Genomic DNA, 12,191 nt, shown 5'->3' with positions numbered 1-12,191 from the left:
CTGAAGCGTGAAAATCATGGGCTTGGCTGCATTTTTATTTTCTTGGACATTATCCATTGCATTACCTCTATTAATAAAACTTTGGTGAAAGATAAAAAAATGAATTGACTCTTTCTTACTGATATGGTATGTTAATTCCAATCTAAGAAAAGGTGTGGTGTTTTATGTCGGGAGTAGGTATCAACTAATTTAGTTGAATAAGGTGTTTAATCACTGATATGTCAGTGGATTAAGTATGCCTTTTTTCACAGTGCAATTCTGCATTGTGAATACCTACCTTAAGACTGCTTCCTTTTCCATAAATCGTGTAACATGCAGGTGTTACGGCGAAAAGCATGGTGGGATTTGTCCTATCATGCTTTTTTGTGTACGCAGGTCTATTCGAGCTGCCCAATTTGTTATCGATTTTAGGTACTTATCTATAGATAAGGCCGATGCCCGCAGGAGCTTTCTACTCAAATGGCTTGTTCATTTGTAAAGGTAGGGGGACCATTGCGGGCATTTTTGGGATTCGGGAATTTTATTCACTCACTCATTCAAGGAGGATCATTAGATGAATACAATGACTTATGAAAAATTACAATATATCCAACTCAAGGAAATGGTCAAAAACCATTGCGTAAGCGGTTTAGGAAAAGCGTTATTGGATCAGCTTAAGCCGAGCAGCCATTTGAAGGTCGTTAAAAATCGTTTGAACGAGACTACGGAGGCAAGGAATTTATTGAATGCGGAAAGCCATATTCCCTTAAAAGGCATTTCACATATTGGCCTCCATATCGACAAGCTGGAAAAAGGTATGATTTTGGAGCCGTCAGAGTTAGTGGCGATAGCGGACTTCTTAAGAGGCTGCAGGAATATCAAGAAATTCATGACCGATAAAGAGTTCTTTGCACCAACACTGCATTCCTACGCCCGCTCCATGACTGAATTCAGGAGCATTGAAGAAGAAATCCAATTCACGATAAAGGGAAATGCTGTTGTTTCCGAAGCAAGCAAGGACCTGAAACGGATTAGGAACCAAATCATCAAGACGGAAAGTAAAATAGAGGAACGGCTGAATAAGTTCTTGAAGAGCGGCGCCAATAAAGAGTTCATTCAGGAATTTTTCATCAGTAAAAAGGATGATCGCTACACCATCCCGATCAAAGCCTCCTATAAAAATCAGGTGGCCGGAACCATTGTGGAAGTATCCGCAAAAGGGGCTACCGTGTTCATTGAACCTGCCTCCGTAACGAAATTGAATGTAGAATTGGCAAGCTTAAAAGCGGAGGAATCGATGGAAGAGTATCAACTTTTGGCCACATTATCCGGAACGGTTTTCGAACAGCTGAAACCGATCAAGATAAACATCGAGTTAATCAGTCAATATGATATGATCTTCGCAAAAGCCAAGTTCAGTAAAAGCATGGATGCCATCGAACCGAAAATCAATGATCACGGTTATATAAAGTTAAAGAGCTGTAAACATCCCCTTTTGCCGCAAGACAGCGTACCTTTGGATTTTGAAATCGGTAAGGACTACCGCAGCTTGATTATTACAGGCCCTAATGCCGGGGGTAAAACAGTCGTCCTGAAAACGATCGGCATCCTTACATTGGCCGTCATGTCAGGGCTGCATGTTGCCGGAAAAGAAGGGACGGAGCTTGCCGTCTTCGATCAAGTATTCGTCGATATCGGTGATAATCAAAGCATTGAAAATGCACTGAGCACGTTTTCATCGCATATGAAAAACATTTCGGAAATCATGGGGGCATTAACCAATAACTCCTTGCTGCTGTTCGATGAAATCGGGAGCGGAACGGAACCGAATGAAGGAGCTGCTTTAGCGATTGCCATCCTTGAGGAATTTTATCAGAGGGGCTGCATAACCATTGCGACGACCCATTATGGTGAAATCAAGCGCTATTCCGAAATACACAGTGATTTCATGAATGCGGCCATGCAATTCAACAGCGAAACACTTGAGCCAAAATATAAGCTGTTGATCGGTCAATCCGGGGAAAGCAATGCCCTCTGGATAGCCAAAAAAATGAATGTCCGTGAAAAGGTTTTGCAAAAGGCAAAGCTCTATATCGACAATAAAGACTACGACTTGGAGCGTGTCCAGGAAGGTAAAATCAAAAAAGCGAAGCCAGCGGCCGTTCCTAAGGAAGCATCTTATGAATATGAAGTCGGAGACAAAGTTAAGGTAAGCGGACTGAATGGATATGCGATCGTTTATAAGAAAAAGGATTCCTACAATAATGTCGTCGTCCTTTTCGAAGATACCTTCAAGGAGGTTCATGCCAATAGGCTCGAGCTTGAAATAAAGGCCGTCGATTTATACCCTGAAGGCTATGATCTCAATTCTTTATTTGTCAGCTACAAAGAAAGGAAATTGAACCACGACTTAGAGCGGGGATCAAAAAAGGCGTTAAAGAATGTAGCGGCGGATATCCGGAAGAAGCTGGGTGAATAAACAGGATAAGAATGGATTTTGTAAGGGAAGAGCCGAATGCTTGATTAATGAAATAAAAAAAAACGTGTTCAACCCAAAAAGTTGACACAGGCTGGGTATGAGTTCTGTATTTACAGGGCTCATACTTTTTTGCCTTACTTTCTCGTGTGGATTGTAACCAGTCACATCTTTGAATGACCAAACATTTTAAAAAGGAATACATAATGGGAACGTACTGTTGTTTAAAAAATGTAAGTTTAGATTATTACAAGAAAAGGTATTAGCAATATGATCAATCGTTAGGTGAGGTAAAAAAGTTTGCGGTTTTTTGCAGCTTGAGTTACAATTAATTACGGATATTAAAAGTCTGTAATAGTTTTAATTATGAGGTGCATCAATGAAGTATTCAAAGGCAACCAATTATGCACTACATACAATGGTGCATTTAACGTTGGAACCAAAAGGCCAGACGGTAAGCGTGGATCAGCTGGCGTACATGCAGGATTTGTCCCCGACTTACTTGTCGAAGATTTTGACGAAGCTTGTGAAGGCTGGATTAATTGAATCAGTGCCAGGGGCAAAAGGCGGCTACAGTATTTCACGCCGCGCGCAGGACATTTCGTTTCTGGATGTTATTGAAGCGGTGGAGGGTCAGTCGGTGCTTTTCAACTGTGCGTTTGACCATGAAGAAAGCGAGTGTTTAATTGAGCGCGTGATGATCGAGGCGGAAGGCAACATGAAGAAAGAACTGGCTGGACGAACGATTCAAAGCATTGCGGAGCAGTGTCAGGAGACAAAAAAAGAAAAATAAATTTTTTTACACAAATTAAGGACATTAAGGGTCTTTAATAGATTTTATAAAGAAGGAGTGTTTCATGTGTTGGATTGTGTAATTATTGGCGGAGGACCTGCAGGACTGAATGCCGCATTGGTCATGGGGCGTGCTGGACGGAAAACAATTTTGTTTGATGAGGATAAACCCCGTAACCGGGTGACGCAGGAGTCGCACGGATTTATCACACAGGATGGGGTAAAGCCATCAGAGTTCAAGAAGCGGGCAAGAGCGGATGTCGAGAGATATCCGACCGTCTCCATTAAGGAGGAGCGGGTGGAGATTATTGAAAAAGCCAGTGGGGTGTTCCGAATTCAAACGAAAGGAGGAACGGATTACATGGCGAAAAAAGTGCTTCTCGCAACAGGTCTTCGGGATGTTTTGCCGGAGATTCCAGGCATTCAGAATGTATACGGAACGAGTGTTTTCAGCTGTCCGTTTTGTGACGGCTGGGAAATGCGGGGGCAAGCATTGGCGGTGATTTCAGAAAATGAACGGGCTTTTCATATGGGAAAACTGCTGTCAAATTGGAGCGGTGATGTAATTGTGTTTACAAATGGCTATCAGGTGCTTGATGAGGAGAGGGATATCTTGGCTAGGCAGCACGTGACAGTCGTGGAAGAAAAGATAGGAAGTCTTAAATCGAAAGGAGGGAAGCTGACATCGATTCGGCTGCAAAACGGACAGGAAATCAAAAGGGAGGCAGGGATTGTGGTGACAGACTTGGTGCAGTCTGCTCCTTTTGCGGAACAGCTCGGCTGCGAGATTACTCCAAACGGCGGGATTAAAGTGGATTCATTTGGACGAACAACAGTTGAAGGAGTATATGCATGCGGAGATACATCACTCAGCACGCCTTCTCAGCTGGTGATTGCGGCGGCGGAGGGCAATAAAGCGGCGGCTGGAGTCATCATGGATTTAGTTGAAGCTGCATTTCTTTTGGAGGCATAAAATCCTTGAATGCATAAGAGTATTTTAAAAAGAAAGAGAGCTAATATTTGTAAAAGGAGATAGAGGCATGACAGAATTCTGGGAATCAAGTTTTATAGAAAATCAAATGATGTGGGGATTTGAACCTTCAGACTCCGCAATCTTGACAAAGGACTTTTTCCTTGAGAATAAAGTTAAGGATATTTTGATTCCTGGTATTGGATATGGCAGAAACGCAAAGGTTTTTATTGATAATGGAATAAATATAACAGGTATTGAGATTTCAAAAACAGCGATTGATTTGGCAAGGCAAAATGGGCTTAATATTAGTATTTTTCATGGTTCAGTAAACGATATGCCTTTTGATAACAAACTTTATGATGGTATATTTTGTTATGCACTTATTCACTTATTGAATAATCGTGAGAGAGAAAAGTTTATTAAAGATTGCTATAATCAGTTAAAGCCAAACGGTTATATGATTTTTACTACTATTTCAAAAGAAGCCCCAATGTTTGGCAAGGGCAAACAACTGGATAAAGACTATTTCGAGATAATAGAAGGGGTAAAAATGTTTTTTTATGATTCCGATTCGATAAAACGAGAATTTGGAAAATATGGATTGATAGAATCCTCGGAAATTGTCGAGCCGCATAAGAATATGGAAAATAAACCTCCATTTAAATTTATAATGGTAAAATGTCAAAAAGAACTATCATAAAAAATCAAAAATAGTGAATTGTTAATTGATAAGGCTTATGAAGTGCTTACGCATTATCCATAAAAAAAGTATGTTTTGATCAATCATTTTTCAACACATGCTCTTTTCTATTAGCTCGCGGCCGCCGACAAAGTGAAGGCTGAGCTTGAATATAGGTCCGACGATTAAGCTTGGTGAATAGTACGATCATCAAAATGCAAAAAGCCTCACTAAATAAGAGGCTTTTTTGCGTTGTATTGCCAAAAGTCTTATTTATTGAATGCTTTTACTTCTTTCATGATATAGATTAATCAATTCTGCATTTTGCTCATTCATCTTTTTCACATTCTTATTAATCGTTGCCAATTCCCATAGTACGGCTAATCCAAAGATTAGCATTAGCGTTAATAAATCCATTGTTGCCCTCCTATTGATGTTGTGTACCTTTAATTAAATGATTCTTTTCACTTGGATTCATTTTCTCAACCCGGGAAGGCAAGTTTTTTCTTTGAAAATAATTGTTTTGAATCAAAGCATATATAACTAAAAAAGTTCCGAGTAATTCGAATGATGATAGTGATCCTCCTTGGATAAAAACGATGGCCAAAGTAGTTATTGGAACTAAATTGATGAATAGAATCCCATTGATCGGCGTTAAAAGTTTAATGCCTAAATTCCAGCTTAAAAGGGCTATGGCACCGGGGAAAATAATCATGAAAATCATTTCGCCATAAATGGATTGCATAACCTCTGCCGTAGGGACAGACAGGCCCATTGCAGTTGCGAGGAATGTTATGATTGCTGATACTGCTGTTCCTAAAATGCACGTTAAAGTCGAATAGCGGAGTGTTGACCATCCATTAAAATGGTTGCCGCCCATCGTATAAATAACCCATCCTATAACCCCGATAAGAATGAAAAGAATAGGGATGATACTATCTTTCAATAAAAATACGAATGATAAGTTACCATTGGTTATGACAAGAGTGGCCCCTATCAAGGCAAGGAACATGCTGGCGATGGTATACTTCATGGGTCTGGCATTTTTGAAAACCCACAGAATTAAAATTGAAATCATGGGCATTAATGATTCCATGATGGAAGCAACTATTACCCCGTTATGTCCCAGTAAGTCTTGACCTGCGAAAATGAGAAAGTTGTATACAGTGAACGCCATCGTTCCAAAAAACAATAATTTCTTTCCTTTCCCTTCAAGGCTAAATGACTTCTTACCCTCTTTAATTAAAAGCAATATCCCTAAAATTACGCTAACAGCTAAATATCGCAGAAAAGCGAAATAAAAAGGATCAATATACATTAGGGCCCTTTCTGCAACTGGAAACATCGCTCCCCAAGAAATGCTGGCTGTCAAACATAAAAGTGCACCGATTAAAACTTGATTGTTTTTCATAAAAGCTTCCCCTCAAAAATAATGATTGATTAAATTCCTATACACACCTTATGATAAAGTCATTATCATGTAAAATGACTTAAAATGAATATAATCATCATTATTAATGATAGTTAAGAAAGGGGGGGACTTTTATGGAAATGCGGGATTTGCAAATATTCCAGTGCGTCGCTAAATATGGCAGCGTAAGTAAGGCGGCTGTTGAGTTGAATTACGTCCAATCCAATGTAACGGCGAGGATTAAGCATTTAGAGCAGGAGTTACGGACGCCTTTATTCAATAGGCATAAACGTGGCATGTCTTTAACTGCAGAGGCCAGAAAAATGCTGGAGTATGTAAACAAAATTTTGCTTGATGTGGAAGAACTCAAGCAAGTATTCCTGGATAGTGAAACACCTACAGGGATATTGAACATCGGTACAGTTGAAACGGTCAGCGATCTTCCCAAGATTCTAGCTTCTTATCATAAACAGTATCCAAATGTCGATTTATCCATAAAGGCGGGGTTAACAGAAGACCTGATTAAGGATGTCATTGAACACAGGCTGGATGGCGCTTTTGTTACAGGACCGATAAAACATCCGCTCATTCAGCCATACGATGTATGTACAGAAAAACTTGTATTAGTCACAAGAAATGAAACATTTAACCTTGAAGAAATCATAACAGAACCATTTTTAGTATTCAGTCAGGGCTGTGGCTATCGCTCTAAACTGGAACAATGGCTGAAAGAAGAAGAAGTGATGCCCAAAAGAATCATGGAGTTCAATGTATTGGAAACAATCTTAACCAGCGTAACACTCGGCCTTGGCATAACCCTCGTACCACAATCAGCGGTAAATCACCTTACAGCCAATGAAAAAGTGCACGTGCATGCAATTCCGGAAGAATACCGCAATATCTCGACTGTCTTCATTCACCGTAAAGATGCTTATATGACAAACTCGATGCAAAGCTTCTTGCAAACGATTGAAGCTCATCATGAAAACCGATTTAAGCAAAATGCTGGAACTACTCCTGAGCTGATATGAAGGAAGGGGGAGCGGCATATCGCTTTACATAGAAAGATAGAGGATCGCTGAAACCGTTGATTATTAGGCTGCGAAACTATTAAGGGTGGAGAAATCGTATGGATGAAAAAGATTGTTTAATTTTACAATATTCATATAAAGACCAGAATCTGACAAAAGCTACAGAGTGACTTTACATGACCCAACCCGCATTAACGTACCGCGTAAGACAAATTGAAAAGGAATTCCAGACTGAAATACTAGCTAAAAATGGGAAAAATATTAAAATGACTCCTGCTGGAAAATATTTGGTAAGCTATGCAAACAAAAGAGTTTTTAATGAGTATGGGAAGTGAAACGAAGGGTAGTTTGAAATTAGGTAAAAGCAGCCATTTCGGACTTTATAACCTGCCTTCCATTTTGGAAGAGTACATGGTTAATTGTCCTGTCCTATGGTCCATTTAAATGTTGATACGGGCTTCAGTACGGAAATGATGGAATTGCTTATGCAAGTTGAGATTGATGTGGCGATTGTAAAAGGAGATATTGATTGTTCTCCTTTCAGACTGTAGACAAACTCGAAGAAAAGCGAGTTTGCCTACAGTTTTTTTAAAAAAACGTTTCAGTTTATTGGAATGGAAGGTACGGGACTCTTGCTGGGAAAGAGCGCCGAGGAGGGCTCCCTATCTTATTACATGGATGAGAATGATGCAGAATAACTTGGAAAAGCATTTGTGAATTATTTAGACAAAAAGCCACGATTTCGTTGGCTTTTTGTCTGTACGATCATTTCAATTATCATACATTCAGATTAGATAAAAAAATACCCTTCTTAAACTAAACTGGTAGTTTAGCTAAAGAAAAATTGTATTATTTTTCTCCAATTGGGAAAATATATAAGTAATAGCAAGAAGGAGGGAACAGAGATGGAAGTAAATATGAGTGTTGAAGAAGTCGTGAATCAAATTTCTCAATTAGTAGAAAAAGAAGGGAAGCCACCTCGAAAGAAAGAGGTAAAGAAGTCAGATCCGGAGTTAATGAAAAATGCATTGTATTATTTTCCTAGTTGGGATACTGCAGTAGAACATAGCATTGGATCTTAACCATAAACGATACATAAACATTTATTTTTCAAATTTAGTATATATAAGGCAAGGGAAGTTATGAAGGCCGCCAATTGGCGGCCTTTTGAACGTGCGATTCTTTACATTATCATACATTCAAATTGGTTTTAAAAAATACTCCTTATTCAAACTATCTATCGGGTAGTTTAGTTGAATAAACATATGGACGCATCAAAGGATTCCTGGTCTCAATTAGAGAAAGATTATTTCCGGCAAGCCCGATTTATGTCGCTGGCTTACGATGCGTGAAGCGTTAATTTGTGAAAACGATGTATTAGAACAATTTTTTGATGTTGAACATGTTTTTGATTCCACACGACCAACAGCTATATTACTTATTCCTTAAGGAGTAACTGTACAATTCGAAGTTAGGGATGGAATCACTACCTAATTGGGCAATGCAAATGAAATCAACTAACTTTGCATATTTTGATTACTCCTTTATCGGGCGCTTTTCCTAAACTGGAAAGCGTCTTTGTTATAGATTTTAAGTCTATAAAGTCTGATACTTGCAAAGAAGCATAGTGTAACTTTTTTACAAATGGGACCGTATAATAATTTGTTAAAACACATGAAAAGAGGGTTCCAATGAAAAAGATATTGTTGATTTTGGCAGCCGTTTTTTGGGTAACAGGACTCAGTGCTTGTAAAGGAGTCCAAGAGGAAAATAAGGAATCTCCACCAATTTCAGAAAAGCCAAATGATAATCCTAATCAAACCGACGGGCAAGATGAAGATCCTCCAGGTGAATCGGTCGATGATCCGACAAAAGATCGGCCAAATACGAAAACGGATATGATCATATTAGAAGGTATGGAAGAATCATTCCAATTCACGCTTCATCATAGTCAGGCATTGGGATTCTCAACCTACATCGTGGATGACATGGTCGTTGAAGAGGCTAGTTCTGGTGAAGGAGATGCAATGATTGTTTTTGCAAATTTTGCAGGCAAGAGAAATGAGGATGCCAAAGTTCGGATATTTTCCAAAAGTGAGGGTACGAATGCGACAATAGATGAACAGGTGGAGTTTGCGAGGAAAGTTGTTATAAGCAACGACTTTGAGATTAAACAGCGATCTGATAATACGCCTAACCGATTTGATTGGTCTGAGGTCGAATTTGACATTAGTCAGAAGGGCAGTAATTATTCAATATTGGGTACAGTGTCGGTTTTTCAACATGGCGACCGCGTTTACTATGCGATAGTTCAATACCCGGAAGATTATGAAGAAGGCTTCATACCGAGGGTTATAAAAATGTTTGATGATATCGTATGGTATGAAGCACCTTGATAAATGAGTATCCGAAATTGGGTACACCATTTTAACAGAGAATGGTAATATATTTGTCCAAAAAGGAGGGCATAAAAAGGAATCCTGTTGAACGGTAGGGAGCTAGTTTGTCTACAGTCTGAGAGCAGCTCTTTTGCTGCTCTTTTTTATGTTGCCTGAAATACTGCTTTAAACGAGGTGAAGCAGGATAAATGATTGGTTTAGAGAATAATTATGGAAAGGGTCATACGTTCTCGAAAAAATGAATTTGATAGAAAATAGGTGAAGCAAGTGGAGTTGGATACATTATATAAGACATATCAACCTTTTCTTTTTTCCATCGCATACCGGATGCTTGGATCGGTTACCGATGCAGAAGATATCGTTCATGATTTATTCCTGCAGCTTAAGCTTGATACCGAACAAATTAAGGACATGAAGGCATATCTTGCGAAAATGACAACAAATCGCTGTTTGAATTTTTTGAAATCAGCCCGTAAGAGAAGAGAGGTTTACACAGGACCTTGGCTGCCTGAACCTCGGGTAAACGAAACAGAGCAGCCTTTGGAAAAGATTGTAACGGATGAAACGGTTGCATACGCCTTCCTCGTTTTGCTGGAACAGCTTTCACCAGTTGAAAGAGCGGTTTTCGTACTTAGGGAAGCATTCACTTACAGCTATGAAGATATTGCCGAGATGCTGGAAAAGAATGAAGTGAACTGCAGAAAGATCTACAGCCGGGCTAAGCGGAAATTACAGAATGATCTGCCAGTCCATCCGGAGGATACGAAACATGTTGATCTTTTGGCAAAAAAATTCATAAAAGCATCTGCGACAGGAAACTTTGAGGAGTTTTTGGATCTCCTTACAGAAGATGTCGTGCTTGTTACTGACGGCGGAGGAAAAGTGCTTTCTGCATTAAATCCAATTGTAAACAAACAGCGCGTATCCTCCTTTCTTAAAGGAGTTTCTGCTAAAGGAGGTTTCATAGGAGAACTTCTGCCGGTGATGGTCAATGGTCAGGAAGGAATTTTGCAAATGAAAGACGGTCAACCGCTCAAGGTCATCTGCTTTGAATTAGATCCAAAACAAAAAAATATCCGTAAAATCTTTATTGTTTCCAATCCCGATAAATTAAATCATATTCCTGTGATAGATTGAGGTCTCTCTTTTTTGATGTCACAAATCAAACCTCTATTTTGTCTTATAAGTGGAACCTAAAAAGACTTAATGGAGGAGATAGACATGGAACAACGGATTAACTACATGAAGACAAATCGGGAAGTGGTCAAATTAATGATGGGATTGGAGGAGTACAAGAAAACAACGGGAATCGATAGCACATTAATCGAATTGATTAAAATTCGCGCGTCTCAAATCAATGGCTGTGCGTACTGCTTGGATATGCACACAAAGGATGCCCGGGCAATGGGTGAAACGGAACAAAGAATTTACTGCTTGAGTGCTTGGCGAGAATCACCATTCTATCTTGATTCGGAAAGGGCGGCGCTGGAATTGACGGAAGCGGTCACGGCCATTTCTGCAAACGGTGTACCTGATGACCTGTATGAGCGGGTCCGCCTTCATTTTGACGAAAAACAATATATCGATCTCGTTACCATAATCATCACGATCAACGGTTGGAACCGATTGGCCATTTCAGCCCAAAACATACCAGGGCACTATAAGCCTGTTATGGAAAAATGATTTTTTTATTAAAACCCCTTGTATGGTTACGAGGGGTTTTGCTTTTTATTCAGACCTAAAGGTACTATAAAAAGTGGTTTTCAATCTTTATTTCATCAAGAATTTCATACAATTTATTTTCATAGTACAAGCTGATTAATTGTGATCTGGAGGTAACTTCTAGTTCTTCAAACATTTTATTTACATAGTTACGAACTGTAGAAACACTTATATTCAGATTATCAGCTATTTCTTTATCTTTGAGACCTTGAGTTATATTTTTTATTATTCGCAATTAAACTTCATGTTGTTGTTCCCTGGTGATTAAAGATGATGTATCTGTTTTTATTATCTCTTCTATTAATAATTTCTCACGATACACATGTAACTCGTAGGAGATTTGATTAGCGAGCATTTCAGAAATCATTTCAAAATTTCCATTATCATCTTTTGTGATTATACCTACATACCCTTGCAATTCCTTATTTTTAATTTCATGAATCGGGGAAGATAAAACACTAAAATCCTTCCCGGAGATTTGATTTTTAGTTTTTACAGTAGTATTTTGCAATGAACTTAAAACAAATGCATTATTTTCAACAGATTCTTTTATAACCAAACTACATAGATCTTTATGTTCAAAATTACTCTTGGAGTATAAAACATTTAGCTCTTTATCAAAGATAAATATAGTAGTTTCAAAATTAAACTTGAAATTCTTAATACTATTCAATACTTTTTTACTGATATAAATGATTTGATTTTTCAATTCCATATTCATACCTCATA

The 12,191-nt window shown here is 38.7% G+C and carries 14 protein-coding genes; 10 read left to right on the top strand and 4 right to left on the bottom strand.

What is annotated here, in order from left to right; genetic code table 11:
• Positions 1 to 553 precede the first annotated feature (553 nt).
• The 4 genes from ACIQZD_RS10970 to ACIQZD_RS10955 all read left to right on the top strand — a co-directional run bounded on the left by ACIQZD_RS10970 (position 554) and on the right by ACIQZD_RS10955 (position 4,920).
• Positions 554 to 2,458 (top strand): endonuclease MutS2, encoded by a 1,905-nt coding sequence (locus ACIQZD_RS10970; RefSeq protein WP_402901871.1) that lies wholly within the window; start codon positions 554 to 556, stop codon positions 2,456 to 2,458.
• 376 nt (positions 2,459 to 2,834) lie between these two features.
• Positions 2,835 to 3,248: an Rrf2 family transcriptional regulator gene (locus ACIQZD_RS10965; RefSeq protein ID WP_402901868.1), complete on the top strand. Its 414-nt coding sequence runs from the start codon at positions 2,835 to 2,837 to the stop codon at positions 3,246 to 3,248.
• Between the two features lie 66 nt (positions 3,249 to 3,314).
• Positions 3,315 to 4,220, top strand: coding sequence for an NAD(P)/FAD-dependent oxidoreductase (locus tag ACIQZD_RS10960; protein WP_402901865.1), 906 nt, complete (start codon positions 3,315 to 3,317; stop codon positions 4,218 to 4,220).
• Positions 4,221 to 4,287: 67 nt separating this feature from the next.
• Positions 4,288 to 4,920, top strand: coding sequence for a class I SAM-dependent methyltransferase (locus ACIQZD_RS10955; protein WP_402901862.1), 633 nt, complete (start codon positions 4,288 to 4,290; stop codon positions 4,918 to 4,920).
• A 252-nt stretch (positions 4,921 to 5,172) separates the two neighbouring features.
• Here ACIQZD_RS10955 and ACIQZD_RS10950 read toward each other — a convergent pair whose 3' ends face one another.
• Complete coding sequence (locus ACIQZD_RS10950; protein WP_402901860.1) at positions 5,173 to 5,316, bottom strand: YrzO family protein; 144 nt, start codon at positions 5,314 to 5,316, stop codon at positions 5,173 to 5,175.
• A gap of 10 nt (positions 5,317 to 5,326) precedes the next feature.
• Complete coding sequence (locus ACIQZD_RS10945; RefSeq protein ID WP_402901857.1) at positions 5,327 to 6,310, bottom strand: DMT family transporter; 984 nt, start codon at positions 6,308 to 6,310, stop codon at positions 5,327 to 5,329.
• Between the two features lie 134 nt (positions 6,311 to 6,444).
• On the opposite strand from ACIQZD_RS10945, the gene ACIQZD_RS10940 reads away from it, so the two are divergent.
• The 6 genes from ACIQZD_RS10940 (at position 6,445) to ACIQZD_RS10915 (ending at position 11,423) form a co-directional block, all read left to right on the top strand.
• Positions 6,445 to 7,341 (top strand): LysR family transcriptional regulator, encoded by an 897-nt coding sequence (locus ACIQZD_RS10940; RefSeq protein ID WP_402901854.1) that lies wholly within the window; start codon positions 6,445 to 6,447, stop codon positions 7,339 to 7,341.
• A 176-nt stretch (positions 7,342 to 7,517) separates the two neighbouring features.
• Positions 7,518 to 7,676: a LysR family transcriptional regulator gene (locus tag ACIQZD_RS10935; RefSeq protein ID WP_402901851.1), complete on the top strand. Its 159-nt coding sequence runs from the start codon at positions 7,518 to 7,520 to the stop codon at positions 7,674 to 7,676.
• 570 nt (positions 7,677 to 8,246) lie between these two features.
• The gene (locus tag ACIQZD_RS10930) at positions 8,247 to 8,423 is read left to right on the top strand and encodes a hypothetical protein (protein ID WP_169803986.1); all 177 of its coding nucleotides are present in this window, start codon (positions 8,247 to 8,249) and stop codon (positions 8,421 to 8,423) included.
• Between the two features lie 609 nt (positions 8,424 to 9,032).
• On the top strand, positions 9,033 to 9,737 hold the full coding sequence (locus tag ACIQZD_RS10925) for a hypothetical protein (RefSeq protein WP_402901847.1): 705 nt from the start codon (positions 9,033 to 9,035) through the stop codon (positions 9,735 to 9,737).
• A 270-nt stretch (positions 9,738 to 10,007) separates the two neighbouring features.
• On the top strand, positions 10,008 to 10,877 hold the full coding sequence (locus tag ACIQZD_RS10920; protein ID WP_402901844.1) for an RNA polymerase sigma-70 factor: 870 nt from the start codon (positions 10,008 to 10,010) through the stop codon (positions 10,875 to 10,877).
• 84 nt (positions 10,878 to 10,961) lie between these two features.
• Positions 10,962 to 11,423 carry a carboxymuconolactone decarboxylase family protein gene (locus ACIQZD_RS10915; RefSeq protein ID WP_402901841.1) on the top strand — a complete coding sequence of 154 codons (462 nt, stop codon included), beginning with the start codon at positions 10,962 to 10,964 and terminating at the stop codon, positions 11,421 to 11,423.
• A 64-nt stretch (positions 11,424 to 11,487) separates the two neighbouring features.
• On the opposite strand, the gene ACIQZD_RS10910 is transcribed toward ACIQZD_RS10915, so the two are convergent.
• A complete protein-coding gene (locus ACIQZD_RS10910; protein WP_402901838.1) occupies positions 11,488 to 11,697 on the bottom strand; it encodes a response regulator transcription factor in 210 nt (69 codons plus the stop codon).
• Positions 11,698 to 12,177 carry a hypothetical protein gene (locus ACIQZD_RS10905; RefSeq protein WP_402901835.1) on the bottom strand — a complete coding sequence of 160 codons (480 nt, stop codon included), beginning with the start codon at positions 12,175 to 12,177 and terminating at the stop codon, positions 11,698 to 11,700.
• Positions 12,178 to 12,191: the final 14 nt, after the last annotated feature.

Source organism: Peribacillus sp. NPDC096447, assembly GCF_044762725.1.
Taxonomy (GTDB): domain Bacteria; phylum Bacillota; class Bacilli; order Bacillales; family DSM-1321; genus Peribacillus.
The sequence above is the reverse complement of the archived record's forward strand: the minus strand, read 5'-3'. Positions and strand labels throughout refer to the sequence as shown.

What these genes read in the sequence shown, in the direction of transcription:
- ACIQZD_RS10970 (WP_402901871.1), top strand. Translation starts at nt 554, where the DNA reads ATGAATACAATGACTTATGAAAAATTACAATATATCCAACTCAAGGAA.
- ACIQZD_RS10930 (WP_169803986.1), top strand. Translation starts at nt 8,247, where the DNA reads ATGGAAGTAAATATGAGTGTTGAAGAAGTCGTGAATCAAATTTCTCAA.
- ACIQZD_RS10940 (WP_402901854.1), top strand. Translation starts at nt 6,445, where the DNA reads ATGGAAATGCGGGATTTGCAAATATTCCAGTGCGTCGCTAAATATGGC.
- ACIQZD_RS10950 (WP_402901860.1), bottom strand. Translation starts at nt 5,316, where the DNA reads ATGGATTTATTAACGCTAATGCTAATCTTTGGATTAGCCGTACTATGG.
- ACIQZD_RS10945 (WP_402901857.1), bottom strand. Translation starts at nt 6,310, where the DNA reads ATGAAAAACAATCAAGTTTTAATCGGTGCACTTTTATGTTTGACAGCC.
- ACIQZD_RS10915 (WP_402901841.1), top strand. Translation starts at nt 10,962, where the DNA reads ATGGAACAACGGATTAACTACATGAAGACAAATCGGGAAGTGGTCAAA.
- ACIQZD_RS10935 (WP_402901851.1), top strand. Translation starts at nt 7,518, where the DNA reads ATGACCCAACCCGCATTAACGTACCGCGTAAGACAAATTGAAAAGGAA.
- ACIQZD_RS10905 (WP_402901835.1), bottom strand. Translation starts at nt 12,177, where the DNA reads ATGGAATTGAAAAATCAAATCATTTATATCAGTAAAAAAGTATTGAAT.
- ACIQZD_RS10955 (WP_402901862.1), top strand. Translation starts at nt 4,288, where the DNA reads ATGACAGAATTCTGGGAATCAAGTTTTATAGAAAATCAAATGATGTGG.
- ACIQZD_RS10965 (WP_402901868.1), top strand. Translation starts at nt 2,835, where the DNA reads ATGAAGTATTCAAAGGCAACCAATTATGCACTACATACAATGGTGCAT.
- ACIQZD_RS10925 (WP_402901847.1), top strand. Translation starts at nt 9,033, where the DNA reads ATGAAAAAGATATTGTTGATTTTGGCAGCCGTTTTTTGGGTAACAGGA.